The 21,521-nt window shown below is 59.5% G+C and carries 25 protein-coding genes; 17 read left to right on the forward strand and 8 right to left on the reverse strand.

Features of this window, described 5'->3' with window-relative positions; genetic code table 11:
• The first annotated feature begins 43 nt into the window (after nt 1-43).
• From Q7U39_13650 to Q7U39_13720, 15 genes are all read left to right on the forward strand, one after another.
• The gene (locus Q7U39_13650; GenBank protein ID MDO9118997.1) at nt 44-328 is read left to right on the forward strand and encodes a hypothetical protein; all 285 of its coding nucleotides are present in this window, start codon (nt 44-46) and stop codon (nt 326-328) included.
• 13 nt (nt 329-341) lie between these two features.
• On the forward strand, nt 342-650 hold the full coding sequence (locus tag Q7U39_13655) for a hypothetical protein (protein ID MDO9118998.1): 309 nt from the start codon (nt 342-344) through the stop codon (nt 648-650).
• A gap of 50 nt (nt 651-700) precedes the next feature.
• Nucleotides 701-1,102: a response regulator gene (locus Q7U39_13660; protein ID MDO9118999.1), complete on the forward strand. Its 402-nt coding sequence runs from the start codon at nt 701-703 to the stop codon at nt 1,100-1,102.
• Nucleotides 1,103-1,462: 360 nt separating this feature from the next.
• The gene (locus tag Q7U39_13665) at nt 1,463-1,855 is read left to right on the forward strand and encodes a response regulator (protein MDO9119000.1); all 393 of its coding nucleotides are present in this window, start codon (nt 1,463-1,465) and stop codon (nt 1,853-1,855) included.
• Nucleotides 1,856-1,909: 54 nt separating this feature from the next.
• Complete coding sequence (locus Q7U39_13670) at nt 1,910-2,359, forward strand: hypothetical protein (GenBank protein ID MDO9119001.1); 450 nt, start codon at nt 1,910-1,912, stop codon at nt 2,357-2,359.
• A gap of 13 nt (nt 2,360-2,372) precedes the next feature.
• The gene (locus tag Q7U39_13675) at nt 2,373-3,689 is read left to right on the forward strand and encodes a TolC family protein (protein MDO9119002.1); all 1,317 of its coding nucleotides are present in this window, start codon (nt 2,373-2,375) and stop codon (nt 3,687-3,689) included.
• Between the two features lie 53 nt (nt 3,690-3,742).
• Entirely contained in the window at nt 3,743-4,936 is a 1,194-nt protein-coding gene (locus tag Q7U39_13680) for an efflux RND transporter periplasmic adaptor subunit (protein ID MDO9119003.1), read from the forward strand.
• A complete protein-coding gene (locus Q7U39_13685; protein ID MDO9119004.1) occupies nt 4,936-8,094 on the forward strand; it encodes a CusA/CzcA family heavy metal efflux RND transporter in 3,159 nt (1,052 codons plus the stop codon). Before Q7U39_13680 ends, Q7U39_13685 begins: the two co-directional genes overlap by 1 nt.
• Before the next feature lie 91 nt (nt 8,095-8,185).
• A complete protein-coding gene (locus Q7U39_13690; protein ID MDO9119005.1) occupies nt 8,186-8,554 on the forward strand; it encodes a hypothetical protein in 369 nt (122 codons plus the stop codon).
• Nucleotides 8,551-9,234, forward strand: a complete 684-nt coding sequence (locus tag Q7U39_13695) for a hypothetical protein (GenBank protein ID MDO9119006.1) — start codon at nt 8,551-8,553, stop codon at nt 9,232-9,234. The genes Q7U39_13690 and Q7U39_13695 overlap by 4 nt, the downstream gene beginning before the upstream one ends.
• A gap of 57 nt (nt 9,235-9,291) precedes the next feature.
• Nucleotides 9,292-9,606 carry a quaternary ammonium compound efflux SMR transporter SugE gene (gene sugE, locus Q7U39_13700; protein ID MDO9119007.1) on the forward strand — a complete coding sequence of 105 codons (315 nt, stop codon included), beginning with the start codon at nt 9,292-9,294 and terminating at the stop codon, nt 9,604-9,606.
• Between the two features lie 533 nt (nt 9,607-10,139).
• Complete coding sequence (locus tag Q7U39_13705; protein MDO9119008.1) at nt 10,140-11,408, forward strand: glycosyl transferase; 1,269 nt, start codon at nt 10,140-10,142, stop codon at nt 11,406-11,408.
• 12 nt (nt 11,409-11,420) lie between these two features.
• Nucleotides 11,421-12,692 carry a glycosyltransferase gene (locus Q7U39_13710; protein ID MDO9119009.1) on the forward strand — a complete coding sequence of 424 codons (1,272 nt, stop codon included), beginning with the start codon at nt 11,421-11,423 and terminating at the stop codon, nt 12,690-12,692.
• A gap of 40 nt (nt 12,693-12,732) precedes the next feature.
• On the forward strand, nt 12,733-13,440 hold the full coding sequence (locus Q7U39_13715; protein ID MDO9119010.1) for a mechanosensitive ion channel: 708 nt from the start codon (nt 12,733-12,735) through the stop codon (nt 13,438-13,440).
• A complete protein-coding gene (locus Q7U39_13720; protein MDO9119011.1) occupies nt 13,418-14,284 on the forward strand; it encodes an HAD-IIB family hydrolase in 867 nt (288 codons plus the stop codon). The genes Q7U39_13715 and Q7U39_13720 overlap by 23 nt, the downstream gene beginning before the upstream one ends.
• Nucleotides 14,285-14,318: 34 nt before the next feature.
• Here the strand turns inward: Q7U39_13720 and Q7U39_13725 are convergent, their stop codons facing one another.
• Nucleotides 14,319-14,513: a hypothetical protein gene (locus Q7U39_13725; protein MDO9119012.1), complete on the reverse strand. Its 195-nt coding sequence runs from the start codon at nt 14,511-14,513 to the stop codon at nt 14,319-14,321.
• Nucleotides 14,514-14,672: 159 nt separating this feature from the next.
• Between Q7U39_13725 and Q7U39_13730 the strand changes: the two genes are divergently transcribed.
• The gene (locus Q7U39_13730) at nt 14,673-15,182 is read left to right on the forward strand and encodes a hypothetical protein (protein ID MDO9119013.1); all 510 of its coding nucleotides are present in this window, start codon (nt 14,673-14,675) and stop codon (nt 15,180-15,182) included.
• A 24-nt stretch (nt 15,183-15,206) separates the two neighbouring features.
• Here Q7U39_13730 and Q7U39_13735 read toward each other — a convergent pair whose 3' ends face one another.
• From Q7U39_13735 to Q7U39_13760, 6 genes are read right to left on the reverse strand one after another with little or no spacing between them, the layout of a single operon-like run.
• Nucleotides 15,207-15,650, reverse strand: coding sequence for a type II toxin-antitoxin system VapC family toxin (locus Q7U39_13735; GenBank protein MDO9119014.1), 444 nt, complete (start codon nt 15,648-15,650; stop codon nt 15,207-15,209).
• Nucleotides 15,651-15,654: 4 nt separating this feature from the next.
• Nucleotides 15,655-15,924: a hypothetical protein gene (locus Q7U39_13740; GenBank protein MDO9119015.1), complete on the reverse strand. Its 270-nt coding sequence runs from the start codon at nt 15,922-15,924 to the stop codon at nt 15,655-15,657.
• Between the two features lie 19 nt (nt 15,925-15,943).
• Nucleotides 15,944-17,089, reverse strand: a complete 1,146-nt coding sequence (locus Q7U39_13745; protein ID MDO9119016.1) for an LPP20 family lipoprotein — start codon at nt 17,087-17,089, stop codon at nt 15,944-15,946.
• On the reverse strand, nt 17,086-18,576 hold the full coding sequence (locus Q7U39_13750; GenBank protein MDO9119017.1) for a hypothetical protein: 1,491 nt from the start codon (nt 18,574-18,576) through the stop codon (nt 17,086-17,088). The genes Q7U39_13745 and Q7U39_13750 overlap by 4 nt, the downstream gene beginning before the upstream one ends.
• Nucleotides 18,577-18,590: 14 nt before the next feature.
• Nucleotides 18,591-19,199 carry a penicillin-binding protein activator LpoB gene (locus Q7U39_13755; protein ID MDO9119018.1) on the reverse strand — a complete coding sequence of 203 codons (609 nt, stop codon included), beginning with the start codon at nt 19,197-19,199 and terminating at the stop codon, nt 18,591-18,593.
• A 54-nt stretch (nt 19,200-19,253) separates the two neighbouring features.
• A complete protein-coding gene (locus tag Q7U39_13760; protein MDO9119019.1) occupies nt 19,254-19,820 on the reverse strand; it encodes a hypothetical protein in 567 nt (188 codons plus the stop codon).
• A 176-nt stretch (nt 19,821-19,996) separates the two neighbouring features.
• Here Q7U39_13760 and Q7U39_13765 point away from each other — a divergent pair, with 176 nt between their 5' ends.
• Complete coding sequence (locus Q7U39_13765) at nt 19,997-20,167, forward strand: hypothetical protein (GenBank protein ID MDO9119020.1); 171 nt, start codon at nt 19,997-19,999, stop codon at nt 20,165-20,167.
• Here the strand turns inward: Q7U39_13765 and Q7U39_13770 are convergent.
• Nucleotides 20,164-21,504: a caspase family protein gene (locus tag Q7U39_13770; GenBank protein MDO9119021.1), complete on the reverse strand. Its 1,341-nt coding sequence runs from the start codon at nt 21,502-21,504 to the stop codon at nt 20,164-20,166. The two genes, Q7U39_13765 and Q7U39_13770, sit on opposite strands and share 4 nt — an antisense overlap.
• Nucleotides 21,505-21,521 lie beyond the last annotated feature (17 nt).

Here is a 21,521-nt window from a genome sequence, read left to right on the forward strand (position 1 = left end):
GGAACACGGCCAGATTGATCGGATCACTTGAGAGGGAACCGCAATGGCTATGCGAATGACACTCTGCGGATTTTGTCGACGTCTCACCGGCGAAAAGGTCGAGGCAAGTCCAGCCAACGGCGAGCAGGAGGCAGGGCCATCGAAGGACGCTCCGCCCCTCCCGGAGAACGTCAAGATCGAAGAGGCCTATTGCCGTGACTGCGAGCGGTTCTACGACCAACTCCTCACGTTCGGTCGAGGATACCTCCCCTCTGTTGACGGGGATCAGCCGGAGCCTCCGGCCCGTGCGATCCCGCAGCCGGCAATGACAACAGGATTTCGGGCATAGAGGACTCATCCGTATGGCCACGTCCGCACAGAAAAATGGATTCGACATGGAGACGCACGCCGGCCGCACATGCGCCCGCTGTCAGGGTCCGACCGTTTCAGAAGTATTTGTCGATTGGACATCCGGAGGGGGACATCTGTCGTTTCCCGGACAACGGTGTCTGCTCTGCGGGGACATCACCGATTCGCTCATCCTCTCCCATCGTGCCACCCGCCCCAGGCCAGGTGCCTGCAAAGCACGACCCCCGCGGGGACAGTCCCTCGGGGCGGTATCGATCGGAGCAGAACGCCTGCGCCACTCCAACGGGGACCATCCGCAATGAGACTGGCCTCCTTGAACCGGCACGACATGATGACAAAACAGGAACCCCATTTGTCGACAGAATCATCGGTGCGGCGGCGCATCCTCGTCATCGATCATGATGATGACGTCCGCCTGGCTGTCTGCAGCCAGTTGGCCCAGTGGGGATTCGAGGCTGAGGGGGAAGACAACGGCGTATCGGGACTCGCACGTCTCGCTCAAACAGCTCCCGCCTCGGCGTTCGCAGGCATGCTGCTCGAAATGGATATGCCGGTCCTCGGCGGCATGGCCGTCCTCCAGGAAATGAAGGACCGCCATCCAACCGTCCCGGTCATTGTCATGGCGCGCACGCCCCACATCGACAAGCTTCGAAGCGCGGTCAGGATGTGGGCGCAAGAATACCTCGTGAAACCCTTTGACCCGGAGCTTTTGAAGCTGAAATGCGCCTCGGTGTTCTCCAGACCGCCGCACTGAACGCAAAATGAATGGCAGACCGTCTCCAGCACAGTCAGACCAATGGGTGACCGAAGACCAACGGCCAATCACGTGGCATCGACTCATAGCGGTGCCTCCTGAACGGGATTCGTCGAAAGCAATCGGGCTCCCCTTGGTCTGGCTCTGGATGCGACACAATGCCACGTACTAACCCCAAAGGAACAGTCACCGTGTTAGTCGACCCAGATCCCCCTGAGTAGACCGCCACCGAGAGCTCAGACACCGGCCGGAATCGACGGAACGATCGCCCAAGCCAGTCCTGACACTGTTCACGAAACATCCACAGCCTCTGGGAAGCCAGGCTCGATTGCCCTGCTGTGGGTACCAGGAAGATTACACATGACCGACCGAACTGATGCGCCGAACACCCGTACGATCCTCGTCATCGACGACGATCCCGATATTCGCAAGCTCCTCCGGCTCGCGCTTGAAGAAGCTGGCTATGACGTTCGGGAAGCCCAAGAAGGAGATGCCGGATTGGCGATCGCCAGACAGGAAGAGTGCGCTCTGGCGATTGTGGATCTGTTCATGCCCGGCAAAGAAGGACTGGAAACGATTCTCGCCTTACGGCGTGCGAGGCCGCAGATCAAACTGATCGCCATGAGCGGGGGAAGCGGCCAGACCGATATGTTGCCTGCGGCTAAATCGTTTGGCGCCGACCGGACAATCCATAAACCCTACGAGCTCGACACACTACTGACGTCGATCGCCGCGCTGCTCTCACAACATTGAACTCCATTCGGTCGATACAGCAGCCGGCGCTTACTGCGCACAGAAAGGGATGCCATGTATAGAAAGAATCCGGGGTTCTCCGTCACTCATCGCGCACTCCGACTAGTGGGGCTATTCATGGGAGCCGGGATCCTGGCGGCCTGCGCCGCAGCTTCACCCAACGCTACTCCGTTGCGGACTCACTACATCCACATTCAGGATGCCGTCAGCCCACAGCGCTTGGATGTCCATGTCGGAGACGAAGTACGGTGGCAGAACCTGCGTCAGGAGCCGGTCAAGATCGGCCTACTCAGTCAATTGTCAGAATCAGGCGTTTCCTGCCAGACAGGTTTCTCGCGTTTCGGGGCGCTTGATGATACCGCCACCATCCCGCCCAATGCGTACGTGAGCCTCTGCTTTGCCCTTACTGGCTCGATTCAATATAATATCTGGCTGAATCCTCAAGATCCGTTCAGAAGCATGACTCCCACCGCAAAAATAGTGGTGTCCGCCAGAGCAACCTAACGATGGAACTGATATGCTGACAGCTCTCACCAGAGTACTGTATATGAACATTCGCTCAGGTCTTTTGCTCGCAGGCCTCGTCGCGGCACTATCTAGCGCCGCGATGCCGGCTTCGCTTGCCTTCGCGTTGGAACCGGCCCCATCGGCCTATACACTCGACTCGATTCTCGACCTGGCCTTGGCGAGAAATCCGGCCGTATCGTCCGCAGAAGGGACTATCGATCAGCAGCGCGGCCAACAGACCGCCGCCGGCGCCTATCCGAATCCTACCGTCACCGGATACATGGGCTACGGTGAAGTGCGGGACACCGGTCGGGCCAATATCCGCGAATCCCTCCAACGTGAAACGCTCACCGAATACAACGTGACCATCGGACAGCCATTGGAATGGCCGTCGATGCGAAAGGCTCGCCAAGGGGTGGCAGACGCGGGACTGGCGACCGCCAACGCCGGCATGTCGGAAACACGCTTGCACCTGACCACTCAAGTCAAGGTCGCCTTCTACGACCTATTGCTGGCCCAACGGGATGCCGCGCTCGCCCGGCAAAATCTGGAAATCGTCGAAAGCGTCGCCCGGATCGTCAAGGCGCGGGTGAAGTCAGGAGAGGCGCCGCAGTTCGAATCGATCAAATCCGAAGTTGAGGTTCTGAAGGCCAAACAACAGCTCGCCCGCGCCGAAAACGCCGTCCGCATCAACCGGGCGGTGGTGGATACCCTGACCGGCGGCGCGCTCGGACCAACCTATGTCATTCAGGGCGACTTCATGGGCATGTCGAAGGAAGTCCACCTTGACGGACTGATTGTCCGCATGGGCACCCAGCATCCGACCATTGAACGGCTGCTGAAATCGGTCGAACAATCAGACTGGAAAATCGAATTTGAACGGCAATCAAGAATTCCCAGCGTGACGGTCAACGGCAGCTATTGGCGCGAGATCGGCCGGGAAGCGGTGCAAGGAGGGCTGTCCATCCCGATGCCGCTCTGGTACCGCCGGGAGGGAGAAATCGCCGCGTCGTTAGGGTCCAAGCGACATCATGAAGCCGAGCTGCTGCGGACGCGCAACGAACTGGCGAGGGCCATTTTCCAGCATTATCAAGATGCCCGAACGACGGCCGAATTGATCGACGTGTTTGACAAGGGCTTGCTGAAACAAGCGCAAGAAGCCTTACGACTCGCTCAGTTTAGTTTCCAGCAAGGGGCGTCGAGCCTGCTCGACGTCTTTGATGCTCAGCGCGTGCAACGCCAGATCCAGATGGACTACGCCCAAGCGCGGTACGAATTGTCGGTCTCCCTGGCTCGCCTGGAACGAGCCGTGGGAGGCGCCCTATGACCTCGTCTGCACCATGTCGCACCCGACCCGGCACACCGGAGAACACTTCCGTGATGAGCTCACCATTGCACGTCCAACTTCATCTCCTTGCAGGCCTGCTGGTCGCTGCGCTCCTGGCTCATTCAGGATGCAACCAGGCGCCGGGCGATGCCGCCGTGGCCAATCGGCCCGGCGCCGACTCAGCCCCCGGCATCGTTGCCCTGACCGCGGAAGAATCCGTCCGCATCGGGCTGGTCGTCCAGCCGGCGACTCGCAGCGATTTCCGCACCTCTCGGGACTTTCCCGCGATCCTACAACCGAATGAACGCGCCATGGCGGACATTACAACCCTGGTCCGCGGGCGGGTCGTGGACGTCTACGCAGACTTGGGGCAACAGGTCGAAGCCAACGCCCTCCTAGCCATCCTCTACAGCAGCGACCTGGGCCTGGCACAATCCGCCTATCTGAAGTCGCGCGCCAAACTCCATGTCGCCGAGCAAGCCTACGCGCGGGCCAAGTTCCTGCTGCAGGAACAAGTGATCGGGGAAGCGGAAGCCCAGCGACGGCAGGCGGAACTGTTCAGCATGCAGGCGGAAGCCCATGAAGCGCGCGATCACCTGAAGCTCCTCGGCATGAACGAGGGAGAATTCCGCCGACTCGACAAAAGCCGGGACATCCGATCCCATGTGCCGATCGTGGCCCCCTTTGCCGGCCGCATCATCGGACGCAACCTGACCAGAGGAGAGGTCGTCGAGACCACCGAGAAGCTCTTCGTGGTCGCCGATCTTTCCGAAGTCTGGGTGCGGGCCAACATCCCGGAAAAAGACATTCCGTTCGTCCACACCGTCCATGCCTCCGGTGGCAGGCAGGCCGAAGTGCGCATCAATGCCTATCCGAAGGAAACCTTCAAGGGAACGATCACCTATGTCGGCGACGTCCTGGATCCCTCCACCCGCACGATGCAGCTGCGGCTCGAGCTTCCCAATCCCGAGGGACGGCTGAAACCGGAGATGTTCGCCACCATCCGCCTCTTCTCTGAATCGCAGCCTGACCGGTTGGCCGTACCGGAAGCCGCGCTCCAACGGGACCAGAACCGGACGTTCGTCTTCGTGCAACGCAACGTAACCGAGTATGAAGTCCGCGAGGTCCAAGTCGGAGAATCCAACGGCACCCATAGCACCATCCTCGGAGGCCTCACCGAAGGCGAACCGGTCGTCACGCACGGCGCCTTCATCTTGAAATCCGAGTTCTTGAAGAAACAAGTCTGATGGTTACCCGCCTGCTCGACATTTCACTGCGCCAGCGCATGCTCATCGTGATCTTCGCCATCATGCTCGGCATCGGGGGACTCTATTCCTTTCGCACCATCCCGATCGATGCCTTTCCCGATGTCACCAGCGTGCTGGTGCAAGTCGTCACCAAGGCGCCCGGGTTGTCTCCTGCCGAAGTCGAACGGCTGGTGACCTATCCGATCGAACTGCAACTGACCGGCGTCCCCGCGCTTATGGAAATGCGGTCCCTGACCAAGGTCGGGCTGTCACTGGTGACCATCGTGTTCGACGATGCGATGGACATCAACCTTGCGCGCCAGCTCGTGCTCGAGCGTCTGATCGAAGTCAAGGAGCAGCTCCCCCCGGGCACAGAACCGATGCTCGTGCCGAACAGCACGGGATTGGGCGAGGTCTTCCAGTACTACCTGGCCGGCGCCCGCGCTCCCGCCCTGGACGAAGCGGTAACCCACCAGCAGTTGATCGATCAACGCACCCTCCAGGACTGGGTTATCCGGCCGCTGCTGAAGAGCACGCCCGAGGTGATCGATGTGAACTCCATGGGCGGCTTCGTCAAACAGTATCAAGTGCTGGTCGAGCCGGCCATGTTGCGCAAATACAATCTGACTCTCCGCGAGGTCTTCGACGCCGTGGCCAGCAATAACGCCAACGCCGGCGGCAACATTCTGGAGAAACACGACGAGAAATATATTGTGCGCGGGATCGGCCTGATTCGGTCGCTCGAAGACGTCGGGCGCATCGTCATCAAAGAAGCCGGCGGCACGCCGGTCTTTGTGAGCGACGTGGCGCAGGTGTTGATCGACCATGCGGTCCGGCACGGGGCAACCGTGCTCAACGGAGATCGCGAGGTGGTCAGCGGGATCGTCCTCATGTTGCGCGGGGGGAACGCGCGTGACGTCGTCGAAAGCATCAAGGCGCGCATCGACGACATACACCGTCTGCATCTGCTGCCGGACGGATTGCGTATCGTGCCGTTCTATGACCGAATCGAATTGATCACGTCCGCTTTGAATACGGTGTATAAATCTCTCGCCGAAGGCGTCGTGCTGGTCGTCGTGGTGCTGGTGCTTTTTCTGGGCAATCTGCGCAGCGCACTGATCGTCGTCGCAACCCTGGTGCTGGCCCCGCTGGCCACGTTCATCGTCATGGGCCAAGTCGGACTCACGGCCAATCTCATGTCGCTGGGCGGGCTGGCGATCGCCATCGGCATGATCGTGGACGGCTCCGTGGTCGTCGTCGAGAATGTGTACCGGCACCTCTCAGAGCACTCGTCCGCTGCCGTCCCGCGCCTGGAGCTGATCACCAGATCCGTCAAGGAAGTCGGACAGCCGGTCGTTTTCGGAATCCTGATCATTATTCTGGTATTCCTGCCGCTCTTGTCCCTGCATGGGATGGAGGGCAAGATGTTCAAACCCCTCGCCTACACCATCATGATCGCCCTGCTGGCCTCCCTGGTGCTGTCGCTCACGCTCTCGCCGGTCCTTTGCTCTCTCATGTTGAAGCGAGGGAGCGAGGAAGACCCCTGGATCGTCCGCTGGACCAAGCGCCTCTATGCCCCGTCGCTCCGGTGGGCATTGGGACATACCAGCATCGTGCTGGTGGGCGCAGTGGGCTCGCTGCTCGGCAGCCTGGCGCTGTTTCCGTTCCTGGGAAGCGAATTTATCCCGATTCTCAACGAAGGAACCGTCGCCCCGCAAACGATCCGGTTGCCGAGCGTCTCCCTCCCTGCGTCTATCGAAATCGAAAAGCGTATGCAGCAGGCTATGATGGAATTTCCGGAGGTGGAGATGGTCGTCTCGAAGATCGGACGCACGGAACTGGGAAACGATCCGCAGGAACCGAACGAAAGCGACCCCGTCGTCCGACTCCGCCCGCTGGACCAATGGACGACCGCCCGGACGATGCCTGAATTGATGCAGAAATTCCGCGAGCGCTTGACGAGGATCCCGGGCGCGACGTTCCTGATCAGCCAGCCCATCCAACAGCGGGTCGACGAGCTGATCTCCGGCGTCCGGACAGAAGCGACCGTCAAGCTGTTCGGGGAGGATCTGGAGATCTTACACAGCAAGGCCGAGGAGATCGCCGGCCAGCTGAGCTCCGTGCGCGGGGTGCGGGATATCAAGATCGAGCAACTCTTCGGACAACCCTATCTCACCATCGACATCGATCGCGGCAAGATTGCGCGCCACGCCATCAATGTGTCCGACGTGCGGGACATCATCGGCACCGCGATCGGCGGCGAAGTCGCGACTCGCGTCTACGAGGGGCAGCAACGATTTGAACTGCTCGTCCGATTCCCGGAGCAATACCGGAACAGCGCCGAGACGATCAGCAACATTCTCGTCACCGGAAGGGACGGAGCCCTGATCCCTCTCGCCGACCTGGGAAGCATCCGCCTGGAGGAAGGCCCCGGCCGGATCAGCCGGGAAAAGCTCCAACGGTATGTCTCCATCGGGTTCAATACGATGGGACGCGATATCGGCAGTTTGGTCGCTGAAGCACAGCAGAAGATCGCCACCCAGGTGGTGCTTCCCGCCGGCTATACCGTCGCCTGGGGAGGCTCGTTCGAAAATATGGAGCGCGCCATGGCCAAACTCCGGCTCATCGTCCCGATCACGATCGGATTGATCTTCCTGTTGCTGTACTCCACCTTCGACTCGCTGCGTCAGGCCGCTCTCATCATTTTGAACCTGCCCTTCGCACTGATCGGCGGGGTGGTTGCGCTCTGGCTGACCGGTGAATATCTCAGCGTGCCGGCCTCGATCGGGTTCATCAACCTCTTCGGCGTGGCCGTGCTGAACGGCATCGTGCTGGTCTCGTGCATGAATGCCCTGCGCGAGGAAGGCGCGTCGCTGGATGAAGCCGTGATGTCCGGGGCGTTGCTGCGCCTGCGACCGGTCCTCATGACCGCCCTGGTCGCGTTGCTGGGGTTGGTCCCTCTCGCCTTCGCCCATGGAATCGGCTCGGAGGTTCAGCGCCCGTTGGCCATCGTCGTCATCGGCGGACTGGTCAGCTCCACATTGCTGACGTTGATCGTCCTTCCGATCCTCTATCGATGGATCGAGGGCCGTACCCCACAGGACACTCCGCCGACCGACAGCCGCCCCATCATCGAATCAGCCCATGGAGGGCAATAGCCCTGGTGCAATCTCATCTGGTCGTTGGAACGTTTCAACAACCTGCGCATGACAAGCGCTTCGTGAAGGACAACCGGACGGTCTCCATACCATGAACGTGCGACCCACGATCAAGCAGGAATGGTCCCTATTGGTCAGCGACGGCACGTCGGTGGCCTTTCTTGTCTTCGGACAGAGATGGCTGGGGGATCTTTCGCACCAGACGTGGTTTGCACTCATGTTCGTGTGGCTCTTCACCGTCATCCTGCTGTCGGCCTTTGCCGTCGTCCGCCATGCCGAAAGCCTGGCGACGAAACTGGGGGAACCGGGGGGGACGCTCATTCTGACGCTGGCCGTCACCGGGATTGAAGTCATGATGATCGCCCTCAATGGAATGATCGGCTTTTCCCTCCTGCTGGGAGGACTGCGGTATCACGAACAAACCTACAATCTGCAAGAGCGAACGCCTTCCTGGCGGTGATCATCCCCCTGGCCGTGCTTGGCCTGGTCCTGCCCAATTTTACGGTGTCTTCTCCGGGGCCGACCTTATCGCCTCGCCAATCGGCCTTTTTGCTCATCATGTCGATCGGACTCTATGCGGTTTTTCTCGCCATGCAGATTTCCCGCCATCGGAATTACTTTATGGCGCCGGCCTCACTCGAACCGACGGAAGCCCCTTACTTCAAATGCTCGTCCGACGACCAAGACCGCTCGGTGTTACACCTGATGCTGTTGCTGGTAGCGCATCTACTGCCTGTCGTCATTCTGGCCGGACAGATTGCGGTCCCTATTACCCACGCCATCCACGAATTACACGCTCCCGCGGCCTTGGCAGGGGTGCTCGTATCAGTGCTGGTGTTGTCTCCTGAGTCGATGAGCGCGGTGCGTGCCGCGATGGGCAATCAACTGCAGCGCTCCGTCAATCTGCTGTTGGGATCGGTCCTGGCCACCATCAGCCTGACGATCCCCGCTGTCCTGACCATCGGATTTGTGATGGATCAGACCATCATCCTCGGGCTCGATGCCGTCGGCATGACCTTATTGCTGCTGACGCTCGGTCTCAGTCTCCTGACCTTTGCCAGTGCCCGCACGAACGTCTTGCTCGGCGCGGTGCATCTGTTGCTCTTTCTCGCGTATGTCATGCTGATTTTCGAACGCTAAATGGCCGGCTAAAGTCGGAGAATTGTGCCTGAAACCGTGACGAAGGAGACGATATCGATGGAGTGGATCTACCTGATCCTGGCTGGTCTACTTGAAATGGGTTGGGCGATCGGTCTGAAATACACCGAAGGATTCTCGCGGCCATGGCCCAGCCTCGGAACGATTACTGCCATGATCGCCAGCTTCTATTTTCTTTCTCAGGTACTGCGGACCATTCCTGTCGGCACGGGCTATGCCGTATGGACCGGGATCGGAGCGGTGGGAACCGCGCTTCTCGGCATGGTCATTTTGGGGGAATCAGTCGCACCGCTACGACTCCTGTCGCTTGCGCTGATTGTGCTGGGCATGATGGGACTCAAGTTGAGCGCGTAATCGGCCCCCCACATCGCCCATCACTCACCACAGGCTCATCAAACGCCGACAAGTCCCGGCTGCCGTACCCATCGCCGTCCAAGCCAGGGCACTCTTTTCCCTAGCCTCGGGATTCACCTAGTTCACCACCGCACCCCTGACTGTTATCCTGTAGCGAATACTTCCGCACTGAGGTGCCGATTGCCTCGTAACAGAGGAGTCGCGACGCCTCAAAGCAAGACTGTGGCCTGCCTCACGGAAGACGGCATACCGGGCTCCGTGAAGGCATCATTCTCATAGAGGTTGACTGAGGTGAAGGACTTCACCGTCAACTCTTCACTGGCCATACAGAAATCACCCCTTAGTTTCACCCGGCGAGGAGAACTTTTCTCAGTAATATCTCTAGGAGATCAAGGCATTAGTATCACCCGGTCGTTACTTCACTAGTTAGGGAACCAGAGCGGCACAGGCGTTGCTTCTTAGTTAAGAAGGCGATCAAGAGCTTTCCCCGTTCCAGCCCACTTGCTCGCCCAAGACGTACAGGGAGGAACCGTATGTCAGACTTCCATCAAAACGGCGTTGTGACCGTGCTCCACCGCCTCGGACGGCCGAACCTCGAACAACTGGAGGCGGAACTTCAGCGGCACGCATCGACGAATCCGATTGCCCTGGTCCTCCCTTCCCTCTACTCAGAGCTCCAGCGCCCGGCGCTCAGGAAGATTGTCGAGACGCTGACTGAGGTACGGTATGTGAACGAGATCGTCATCTCTCTGGACCGGGCTTCGGCGCTGGAGTTCCGCTTGGCCAAAGAATACTTCTCGATTCTCCCGCAGCGCGTCCGGGTAATCTGGAACGACGGAAGCCGCATTCAGCAGATCTTGAAGCGCCTGACCGACAATGCCATCGATGTCGGCCTGGCCGGCAAAGGTCGCGGCTGCTGGACCGCCTTCGGATATGTACTCGCCCGCCACCAAAGCAAAGTGCTCGCCCTGCACGATTGCGATATTGTGAGCTATGACCGGCAGTACCTCGCCCGGCTCTGCTATCCCATCGCCAACCCCAATCTTGGATACGAATTCGCCAAAGGCTACTACAGCCGCATTACCGACCGGCTTCATGGCCGCGTGACCCGGCTCTTCATGACTCCGCTCCTCCGCAGCCTCCAGCAGCTGGTCGGCACACATCCCCTCCTGACTTTTCTGGATAGCTTCCGATATCCGCTTGCCGGGGAATTCGCCATGGTCAGCGATCTCGCCTGGATCAACCGCATTCCGGGAGATTGGGGCCTCGAAGTGGGTGTTCTCGCCGAGGTGTACCGCAACTGCGCGCTCCGCCGCGTCTGCCAGGTCGACATCGCCGACGCCTACGAGCATAAGCACCAGGAACTCTCGGCGGATAATCCTGATGCCGGGCTGTTAAAAATGTCGGCCGACATTACCAAGGCCCTCTTCAGAAATTTGGCCAGCGACGGCGTCATTCTCTCCGACGGCCTGCTGAAAACCCTCAGAGCCACCTACCTTCAAGCCGCGCAGGATGCGATCAGCCGCTACGAAAACGACGCGATGATCAACTCCCTCCAGTTCGATCGCCACCAGGAACGCACCGCCGTCGAAGTATTTCTGAAAGGCATGAAGCTCGCTACTCAGAGTTTCATCGAAGATCCGCTCGGTGTCCCCATGATCTCCAACTGGAGTCGCGTGGTGGCCGCGGTCCCCGATGTCTTCGGGCTCCTGATCGAGGCGGTCGAGAGTGACCATGAGTGGGAACCGGCCGGCGAGCTGGCCCATGGCGACCATCACACCCCGCTCACAAGAGTCTCGTAGCACGCTCGCGTGATGCCCATGCTGCATTCGACCATCACTCCCTTGGCCGCCCAGACCGAAGTCACGGTCGAGCAGATCGGCACGGCAGACCTGCTCGTCGGGGTTCCGAGCTACAACAACGCCGACACGATCGGCCATGTTATTCGGGCCATACGGGCCGGCCTCGCTAAATACTTTCCGGACCGTCGGGCCGTCCTGGTGAACGCCGACGGAGGATCCACTGACGGAACCCCCTTAATTGTCGCCGACACCTTGGTCGATTTTGGTGTGCTGTTCATCGGCGACCGGCAGAGCCCCCTCCATCGCATCGTCACGCCCTACCATGGAATACCCGGCAAGGGAAGCGCGTTCCGCACGATTTTCGAGATCGCCAAACGCCTGAACGTCCAGGCCTGCGCAGTGGTGGATTCGGACCTTCGTAGCATCACACCCGAGTGGGTGGAACTGCTCCTTCGCCCCATCGTGCAGGAAGGCTTCGACTACGTCGCGCCTTTCTATCAACGCCATAAGTACGACGGAACGATTACCAACAGTATTGCCTATCCATTGACCCGCGCGCTGTACGGCTATCAGGTTCGCCAACCCATCGGAGGTGACTTCGGATTTTCCGGCGACCTGGCCAGGCATTACCTGAACAAACACGTCTGGGAGTCTGAGGTGGCCCGCTTCGGTATCGATATCTGGATGACCACGGAGGCGCTGACCAGCGGCGCGCGGGTCTGCCAAAGCTTTCTGGGCGCGAAAATTCACAATCCCAAAGACCCGGCAGCCGATCTTTCCGACATGCTCGCGCAAGTCACCGGCGCCCTGTTCAGCCTGATGGAGACCCATCCCGCCACATGGATCCCCGTGAGAGACTCCAAGCCCGTGCCGCTCTTCGGATTTCAATACGAAACGGGCGTGGAACCGATCCATGTGAACGTCGAGCGAATGCTGGAGGTGTTTCAGCAGGGGCTGCAGGACCTGCAGCCCATCTGGAGTCGCATGTTGTCGGAGGACAGCCTCGCCCGACTCAACTCTTTGCAGGGAGTTGCTCCGACGGCCTTCCGGATGCCGGATGCCCTCTGGGTCCAGGTGATCTATGACACGGCCCTGTCCTATCACGCCGGAGTGCTTCCGAAAGACCACCTCCTGAAAGCGCTCACGCCGTTGTATCTCGGCCGAACCGCCTCGTTCGTTCTGCAGACACAGGGGCTGACCACCCGCGAGGCGGAACATCATGTCGAATCCCTGTGCCGGGCCTTCGAGGCCCACAAAGAATATCTCGTGACACAGTGGCCGTGAGCAGCGGCTACGCCCGGCATGGGGAGTAAAGGAGGGTATCATGACATCACAGTGGATCGAGACGCTACTGGAACCCGTGACCGTCCTCGGCCGGCAAACGCTGGCGATCGTCCCCAATGTGTTGGCCATGAGCCTGCTGCTGCTGGCAGGCGTCGGCACCGCCTGGTTCGTCGGCCACGCGGTCGAACGGTTTCTCCGGGTGATCGGACTTGACCGAGTCAGCGATCGGCTGGGCCTGACTTCCACGTTCCTGCGCGGCGGGATTAAATCGGCCCCCTCCCATCTCATCGGACGAACGATCCACTGGCTCGTTCTGCTCTTCGCGTCGATCGCCTCGCTTGAAGCCTTGCACATCGACTCCGTCAGCCGATTGACCCATGCCACCGTCGCCTATATCCCACATCTCGTCATCGCCACGCTGATCGGAATTGCGGGCTACCTGATCGCCAACTTCGTCGCCCAAGGAGTCCTGATCGCTGCGGTCAATGCCGGCCTCCCGCCGGCCCGCCTGATTGCCTCGGCGGCCCGCTGGGCGATCCAATTGCTCAGCGTCGCCATGGCTCTTGAGCAACTGGGCATTGCGGAACACATCGTGGCCGTCGGATTCGGCATTACCTGGGGCGGCATTGTCCTTGCCGCCGCACTGGCGTTCGGATTGGGAGGCAAGGACCTCGCACGGTCATTTCTTGAGCGTCGGCTGGCTGCTCCGTTGCACGGACCGACTCATGACGATGTTCACCACCATTGAGGCCCCCATGCGTCCTCGCTATCTTGTCTTCACCGATCTGGACGGATGTCTGCTCGACAGCCGGACCTATTCGTTCGACGCAGCTCGACCGGCCCTCGAACGACTCCAGGCGAACCACATTCCCGTGGTTCTGGTTTCCAGTAAGACGCGGGCGGAGATCGAGCCGCTTCGCCAGCAACTGAATCACCAGGGTCCGTTCATCGTCGAAAACGGCGGCGCCGTATTCGTGCCTCTCGGCACCTTTGATTTCCCCCTGGACCGCGCCCGACGACGGTCTACCTATCACGTCATCGAGTTTGGAACGCCCTACGCCCTGTTACGCGATGTACTCAAGCAGATTGAGGAAGCCGTCGGTACGCCGTTGATAGGATTCGGGGATCTTTCCATCGATGAGATTATGGAGCTGACCGGACTATCCAGGGAAGCTGCACTACGGGCCAAGATACGCGAGTACGATGAGCCCTACCTGGTACAGGGCCCCGCCACGCTGGCCACCGAGGTCTGCCGTCAGATCATCACGCGAGGATTACAATGGACGAAGGGCGGGCGCTTCTTTCATCTGACGGGACTGAACAACAAGGGGCAAGCCGCCTTGAGACTGCTTCATTGCTATAAACGGCAATGGAATCTCGATGGAACACCGGGCGAGGTTGAAACAGTAGGGATCGGGGATAGCCTGAACGATCTCCCCCTCCTGCTCGCGGTGGATCACCCGGTGCTGGTGCAGAAGCCGGACGGATCGTACGACCACGACATCCATGTCCCCCAGCTGATCCATGCCCCGGGCATCGGACCCGTCGGGTGGAACCAGGCGATTCTGAATCTGCTACGACTCGCAGCCTAGCAGCCGCGCGACCCTCTCTGAATAGGTGTGTCCCTCAGGCGGACTTTTTCGACGCAAACACCGCCGCATCACAGGAGAGATACTTGATCTGCTTGATGGGGACCAGGATCATTTCCCGCGGCGACTCCAGATAAATAAACTCCTGGTCTTCCGACAACCGATGACTGACCGCGTCCTTGATCAGCAACTCCTGATTGTCCACAAACACCACTTTGACCCAATACTGCACGATCAGCTCCTTCCGACAAAAAACCGGCGATCCGGCTATACCACGACCCCTTCAAAGCCAGAGGATTATACTGATCCCTTCAAGACTGTGGCAACTTGCCAGCCATAGCCGCTCGTGAGTAGAGTAGCAATGCAGAATCATGTCTTCGAGGAATGTCTGATGGCCAAGTCATTGCGAATCAGCGGGTTGACGGTGCTCTTGCTCGCCGGCCTCACGATGTCCCCTCTCCCGAGCGACGCGCAGGTGGTTGGAGACGAGGCTGAACTGGGTCGGCTCCAGTCGAAAGCCGAAGACGCGATCGGGAATGACGATGCGGATGGAGCCGCGATGATGATGGGGCGGGCCGCGTTGCTCGCTGCTCAACTCGGCAAGAGAGAGACCGGATGGAAGACGGCATACCGCAAGGGCCAGGAAGCGCTCTTCAGATCACAGGAACATACCTACCGGGCCATGGCCCTCTTTCGCCGAGCCGGCGGTCAATTGCCGGCCTCATCGGGAGTCTGCGGCAGCCTGGCCCTCGGTCATACCGCTCTTACTCACGTGGCTGAGGGGAAGGAACCTTCTCCCCAAGACACCCGCCTCCTGGAGGAGGCCAGGCGTCTTCAGGAATCTGCGGAAAACTGGAACCAGGTTATCGTATCCCTGGTTGCCGAATACCAATGTTCGTAACTCCCCGAAGCCGTGGGTCTGGCCTTAGTCGTCTTCCGGGTTGATGATGTGCAGGCCCGCCGTCTTTGACGCCGCCAACAGCTGCGCGTCCGCACTCACGACGGTCAGTCGCAACGGCTTCAACTCCAACGCCAACGCCAGATGCATCACTTGCGCAGCCCGGAGAAAGGGATACTCCAGGACCAACTCTTTGGTGGCCAGATACGTCCCCATGGTCGGCGCAATAAACTCGAACAGTCCGGCCTTCGATTCCAGCTCGAATTTATACAACACCGAATAGCAATCGTCCCGGGTGATCTCTCCCTGTTGAGCGCGATTGGAGAGCGTGGCGTAAAAGTCCGTAACCGTCCAGGTCGGCAGAATAGCGACTTTGCCACGCTTGACCATCAGCTTGTTGACGACGCGAGTACCCCGCTCCATGCTGTAGCGTTTGACGAGCGCGGTGGAATCAAAATAGTAGTATGGCATCCTGTCACACCCTCCCCTTCATGATCAGGGCGGCCAGGGGACCCTGGAGTTTTGAGAGTCGATCCTGCAGCTCGTCCAGCGGCACTTCCTCGTACCCCTGCTTGCGCAACGTATCGGCCAGATTGCCTTGATTGAATGACGCGGTGTCGTCCTTCAACCGGTCGCCCAGCTTGCGCTTCGCCAACCGGCTCGACAGTTTCCGTCCGGGCTTCGTCAGCCCGCGTCCGCGGCTCCGTGGGGCGCGGCCCATCGCTTTCTCTGTAGACTGTGTCACAGTGTTGGTTTCCTCCTCGTTAAAATGGGCGTGGGCTCGATAACGCCGGATTCGCCGGTGTGGATTCTCGCGGACACCCGGCCGGTGATGGCACCTGGGCCGGCAATGACGCCTCTCCAAATACATGAGATGCGATCGCTTTGGCAAGGTCTGAAGAAAATTCTTGTTGGATAACCCGTAGGGCTTTCGCCGTGGCTTCGCGGTCGGACAGATGCCCTTCCTTCCCGCCGCGCGAGACCGCGCCGACCACGCGCTGCGTCGCGGACTCCACCACATCGAAGTCGCTGCACCACCGCACATACTTAAATTGCGGATCGCGCACATCGATCGGCCAGACACGCACGGTGCCACGCACCAGCAATTCGCTGCCGGCCCGTTGGGCGGTCACATGCAATCCTTCCCGAATCAATCCTTCAGCCAGGGAACGCTGGATCGGCTCCGCATGATCCCCGGTCACCTCGACCGCAATAACCAGGTTGGTCGAGAGAAACTGATCCAGTTCATTCGACAATTCATTCACACGATACGCGGCCGGAGTCCCCTGGCCGGAAGAACGAATGACGCGCAAATCTGCATTGAATGCGTCACGCATCACAAGATTTCTTGTGGCACGCCGCAGGTTTCGCACTTTGGTCAACTTATCAGTGGTCTGCCGGGCTTCGAGCAGATCGGTCTCAATCGCCCGATCCAGTTCTCGCATCTTATCCATCATCGCCGCTTCGCCCTGGCCGCGATGCATCCCCGCCAAGGCATAATGCACCCCCTGATGCCGGTCGTACCAGGTATCCAGAATCTTTACGTTCTCGAGAACTTTATCGGTAGAGACGTTGGTCACCTGATCCAGGGTCAACCGCCGTTCCGTATTGGTACTGCCGTGACGTTCAACCAGCAGGTACGACTCCCAGTCCTTGGCCTGCGCCGCGACCTCGGCCTTAAAAATTCTGGCGACGGCTGCATAGGCCTGATCGGTTGCCGCACCCTTGTTCGTCGCCTGGCCCTGCCCAAGCAGATATTGGCTTGAAGAAAATTCGGCCGTCGCGCCATCCACCCAGGCCGGCTTCGATTTCCCCCCGAACCACGTACAACCCGAGAGGGCGATGCCTCCGATGAACAGCATCACCAGCGGCAAGACGACATCACGCCTGAGTCTGACCGGACCCCTCATTGAATCACCCGTTGAATCATGACCGCAGTTTGTCCCCGGCCCAGAATGAGTGTCCGACTACTCTCCGTCGTCGGACCGTTTGCTTGCCCAAGCAGCTGCACCGACGCCGCATACTGCCCGGGCTCGACCCAGGCGCGAGCGATGTGAATTTCATCGGGGAGCGTCTGCCAACTGCGCTTATCGGCCTCTTCCGAGGCCACGGCAAGTCCCTTAGTCAGAAGCCCGACGATGAGCCCCACCCAAGGGGCGGCATCTTTACCCGCCGCTTGCTGAGCCCCGCGTGTGGCTCCTTCCGCCATCGCAAACTTGACGGCGGCACGAGCCAAGGCCTTGACCGTAATGCCGGGCAAACGATCGGAAAGACTCTTATCTGCCAGCGCGGAGATGTCCTGCCCCAACTCTGAGGACACCCTCACCTGCCGACCGGTCTCGCCGACCAACGTCAGCTGCTCCACGGGTACCTGCGTTTTCTGCGTCACCAATCGGGGCAACGCCACGCGCACGACACGACCATTGAGGCCATACAGGACACTATCGACCCCGCGGTTCTGATGCCGCGACGACTGGGAGAATCCACGATTCAACAACACGAGCTGCAAGGCATCCAGGCTGATCGGCAAGTCAAGAAAGCGGTCCTCCTTACGAGGGGCGCGGCCATTATAGCTGATCAACACCACTTGAGCGAGGTCTCGCTGCGCCGCGCTGGCCTGCCACGCCGTATCAGGGAAGAGCCGCCGATACTCCTCAAACTCATTCGTCAAATGAAGCGCGTCAGCGGTCCGCAAGAGATCGGCACGGAGTTGAGCCGGGACTGGCGTGCGCGCCCAACCCCGGTTGGCTTCGTACGCATCATAGGCCTTCCGATAGGCAATGAACGCGTTATTCACATCATCTGTCGCCTCATAGAGAATGCCCGTCAGATATCGGGCAAACCCATCCTCCCGATAGCTCGCCTTCTCCTTGACCCTATCCGAAAGCACGTTGAGCCGGTGATCGATCCGGCGGGCTTCCACCAAGGCTTCCTGAAGCTGCCCCTGCGCGGCGTAGTTCAGCGCCTTGACGACATTGATCATCACATGTTCGTAGGGTTCCCCTTCGTACGACAGCGCGTTGTCATTGGTGAGAAAGGCGGCGGCTTCGGAGCGGATAGTCCTGGTATAGAGCCGCTCCACTTCCTCCTCTGCCTGCTCCAAAACGGCGCTGCTCTGCTGGTAGTCGCCGGCCAATTGCAGCGTCATCCCGCGATCCATGCCATATAACAGGCGGCTCTTGTCCCCGTAGGATTTTTCAGCTTGTTGAACAATCGCGGCCGCCTGCTTAGCATCGCCCGCGGCCAGGCTCTGCTCAATCAACAGGTAGCGATCGACGGAAGGACCGCACGCGGTCAACAGCAGCAGCCCGGCGAGGAGAGCGAATAGAAGGGATGAACGGACAACGCGCCACGGCGCCAACAGACTGTGGGAAACACGTGGGGAGAGAGGGCTCAACAGAGTCCTGGAGCCTAGAAAATGGTTCGCTTCTTTTCGATGACCTTCTTAATCTTCTTCTGCCCATACCAAACCTTGGCGTTGCTCTCCAGATCGATCATCTGGAGATCCACTTGATAGAACACGGCTTTGGTCGCATCCGCTTCGTCGAGGATCGTCGAAATCGTCCCCTTCATCATGTAATCGGCACCGATTTCTTTTCCGGGAGCTTTTTGGGTATCTTCGCGGGAATACATCGCCTGCTCTTTGCGCTCGGTCCGCAATTCATCGCGCTCACCCTTGCCGGCGACGAACGTGACTTTCTGCGAATTCGTCAGCTCGCGCTCAAGGTCGGTCACAAACGTCTGGACGCTGATGTGCTCGTGGCTGCTGTTCAGGATCGTGCCGACCACCACAACAGGCTGGCGATGCTTCGCTTGCGTGAAGTTGCCGAGCCATGGGTAACTCAGCGATTCCTTCACCATGGTCTCAGCGACCATCCGCGAGTCGGTATCGTTCCAGCGCCCGCTCAGGTCAGTGACCACCCCGGCATCGATACGCGTGACTTTCGTTTCGTGCCCGCAGCCTGCCAGAGTCAACACCGACACCGCTCCCAGCGCCAGCCATCCAGACTTCATCACCATCACCCCGTCCCTCCGCTGAAAATCTTCTGAGAAAAAGAGAATGAAACCGGCCGGCTATCGCGCCAACCGCTTGTCTTCTTCCTTCTCCAGCCGGTCGAACATCTTGTCGGCATTCTTTCGGACAAAATCGCGCACCTGCGCATTGAGTTCTTTCGCCTGCTCCAAGTTGTTCTTCATTTCTTCGAGGTTCAGCTTGGTAAGGACGTAATAGGTATTGGTCTTCTCGTCTTTATATCGATCGATCGGACGCACGCCGCTCAACGTCGCCGTCGTGACCGTCTTGATCGCCCGCTCGACATTCTGCTCTTCCGTGTTTCTGGTGAAATCGCCGGCTGTCGTCGACGCGGCGTAATCTCTCATCAGGTAACCGGTGTACGTTTCAAAGGTCTTGGCTATTTCAGCGCGCGCGCGATTCTCTGCCGTATCCCAGGCCAACGGCTCGTTCCGCACACCGACCACCGCCCCCACCCCATAGAACGCCTTGCTATCCTTCTCGTTGAAGGCTCCCGACCCCTTTTGCACCCACTTTGGAGGGCCACCACAAGCGGCAAGTCCGACCAGGAGAACAATGGCAAGCCCGCTGCCGGCCAGTCTCGTAAAACGCCCTTGCGATGTAGCCATGCGATCCTCCTTCATGACGAGAAATTGAGTACGTGGTGCGTGAAACGTTTCGAAAATTCGCGTGAAATCATGCTAGCATGCGACTTTACTTCAGTCAACGCAACGGCGTATGAACGGTTGACGAGACTGCGCCTATTCAATCCACCCGGTGACGATTTTTAGGGGAGGCACACACTGTGGCCGACGTTCAAATAGAAGACGGCATTATCAAGATCGCCAGCTTGGAGATTCAGGATCCCAAGGCCGCCGCGGTCCTGGCAGAATATCCGCAAGTGCGCTGGGCCGAAATCACGAGACGCGCGCTGAAGATCGGATTGGGCTATCTCAAGGGTGGGGGAAAAGACTAGGGCTTCCTCTGAGCGTCAGCCTGACTGACTGCCGCTCGCGCACGGGAATCGGTTCCGCCCAACTCGACATAGCGGCGAAACGCCTCGACGGACTTTGTCTGATCCTTCAGATGATCGGCATAGAGCGTACCGAGCGAAAAATAGACATCCTGATAACCGGCATTCACCTTCAGCGCCTGCAAGAGCGCCTGTTCGGCCTCCGGGAAGCTCCCCCGCTTTTCATAGATCAACCCCAACGTGTAGTACGAGTCAGGATTCGTGGGCGCATGCTTCACGGCCAGTTGGCCGGCGGTCAATGCCTCGTCAAGGTTAGGCAGAATCTCCAGCCGTACGTAACTTTTCAGCACATAGGCTTCGCCGAATTCGGGATTGAATTCAATCGCGCGATTCAGTCGTTCGAGCGCTTCCTCGACGCGCTTCCCCTCCTGGAGCAACGCAAACGCCTGATCGTATTGCGCCTTCGCCGCCTGTTGCCGTTCAGCCGGCGTCTGGGGCCCCGCGCCGAGCACAAACGCCGTCTTGCGCCCTTCGATGAGAATGATATCGCCATCCCCGTCCAGCCTGGCGGATATCGGATGCTGCTGCCCCTGCGTGACGGCGGGAAGCTCCTTCTCAAGGTACGCGCCCAACTCGGACGCCATCAGCCAACCGTTCTTGTTCAGATCCGCCGCACCCTGCAACCCCGTCAGAAGCGATTTCACGAACAGACTCGCATCCCCCACGCGCTTGGACACTTCTCCCTTATCCCCGGCCGTAATCACCTGCATCGCACGGCGTTCCGTGTCGTCCTCCGGTGTCAAGCGGCCTTCGAGCGACAACTGCTGCGGTGCCGTGGCTTCCCATCCCCGAACCGCGGTATCAAGAATGAGCAGGGTATGCTTCGCCGCCAGGCGTCGGGTAAATTCCTTGAGCTGGTCAAAGGTAATGGACTTGGCGACATTATTGATCTGCGCATCCGACGGAACCAGGTAGCCGAGATCCTTCCCATCGGCATCTTGCGTCACTCCGGAATGGCCCACGTAGAACAGCACCAGACGATCCATCCGCCCGACCTTGCGCGGCAACATGTCCGACAAGAGCTGCTGTAGATGCCGAAAGCTGGCATCCTTGTCATAGACCTCAACCACTTCGTCGAAGCCCATCTGACGAAAGGCCTGTGCCACCGTCTTGGCGTCCGCCAAAGCTCCGGGAATCGAAGGAGCCAGCAGATAGTGCTCGACCCCGACGATGACCGCCCAGGACTTATAGTAGAGCCCTTCCGGTTTCCCTAACTGGGCGGAGGCCGGAGAAACTCCGCTCAATCCGGCAAGCCAGAACAGCCCGATACCAAGACTCATGGCACACAAGTTTCGAG

The sequence above is a fragment of the Nitrospira sp. genome (assembly GCA_030653545.1).
In the GTDB taxonomy this organism is placed as follows: domain Bacteria; phylum Nitrospirota; class Nitrospiria; order Nitrospirales; family Nitrospiraceae; genus Nitrospira_D.

Coding starts and splice junctions, on each gene's coding strand:
- Q7U39_13685 (MDO9119004.1), top strand. CDS start 4,936: ATGGTTACCCGCCTGCTCGACATTTCACTGCGCCAGCGCATGCTCATC.
- Q7U39_13745 (MDO9119016.1), bottom strand. CDS start 17,089: ATGAGGGGTCCGGTCAGACTCAGGCGTGATGTCGTCTTGCCGCTGGTG.
- Q7U39_13770 (MDO9119021.1), bottom strand. CDS start 21,504: ATGAGTCTTGGTATCGGGCTGTTCTGGCTTGCCGGATTGAGCGGAGTT.
- Q7U39_13665 (MDO9119000.1), top strand. CDS start 1,463: ATGACCGACCGAACTGATGCGCCGAACACCCGTACGATCCTCGTCATC.
- Q7U39_13680 (MDO9119003.1), top strand. CDS start 3,743: ATGAGCTCACCATTGCACGTCCAACTTCATCTCCTTGCAGGCCTGCTG.
- Q7U39_13675 (MDO9119002.1), top strand. CDS start 2,373: ATGCTGACAGCTCTCACCAGAGTACTGTATATGAACATTCGCTCAGGT.
- Q7U39_13730 (MDO9119013.1), top strand. CDS start 14,673: ATGGCCAAGTCATTGCGAATCAGCGGGTTGACGGTGCTCTTGCTCGCC.
- Q7U39_13690 (MDO9119005.1), top strand. CDS start 8,186: ATGAACGTGCGACCCACGATCAAGCAGGAATGGTCCCTATTGGTCAGC.
- Q7U39_13755 (MDO9119018.1), bottom strand. CDS start 19,199: ATGGTGATGAAGTCTGGATGGCTGGCGCTGGGAGCGGTGTCGGTGTTG.
- Q7U39_13705 (MDO9119008.1), top strand. CDS start 10,140: ATGTCAGACTTCCATCAAAACGGCGTTGTGACCGTGCTCCACCGCCTC.
- Q7U39_13655 (MDO9118998.1), top strand. CDS start 342: ATGGCCACGTCCGCACAGAAAAATGGATTCGACATGGAGACGCACGCC.
- Q7U39_13760 (MDO9119019.1), bottom strand. CDS start 19,820: ATGGCTACATCGCAAGGGCGTTTTACGAGACTGGCCGGCAGCGGGCTT.
- sugE (MDO9119007.1), top strand. CDS start 9,292: ATGGAGTGGATCTACCTGATCCTGGCTGGTCTACTTGAAATGGGTTGG.
- Q7U39_13670 (MDO9119001.1), top strand. CDS start 1,910: ATGTATAGAAAGAATCCGGGGTTCTCCGTCACTCATCGCGCACTCCGA.
- Q7U39_13715 (MDO9119010.1), top strand. CDS start 12,733: ATGACATCACAGTGGATCGAGACGCTACTGGAACCCGTGACCGTCCTC.
- Q7U39_13720 (MDO9119011.1), top strand. CDS start 13,418: ATGACGATGTTCACCACCATTGAGGCCCCCATGCGTCCTCGCTATCTT.
- Q7U39_13710 (MDO9119009.1), top strand. CDS start 11,421: ATGCCCATGCTGCATTCGACCATCACTCCCTTGGCCGCCCAGACCGAA.
- Q7U39_13650 (MDO9118997.1), top strand. CDS start 44: ATGGCTATGCGAATGACACTCTGCGGATTTTGTCGACGTCTCACCGGC.
- Q7U39_13735 (MDO9119014.1), bottom strand. CDS start 15,650: ATGCCATACTACTATTTTGATTCCACCGCGCTCGTCAAACGCTACAGC.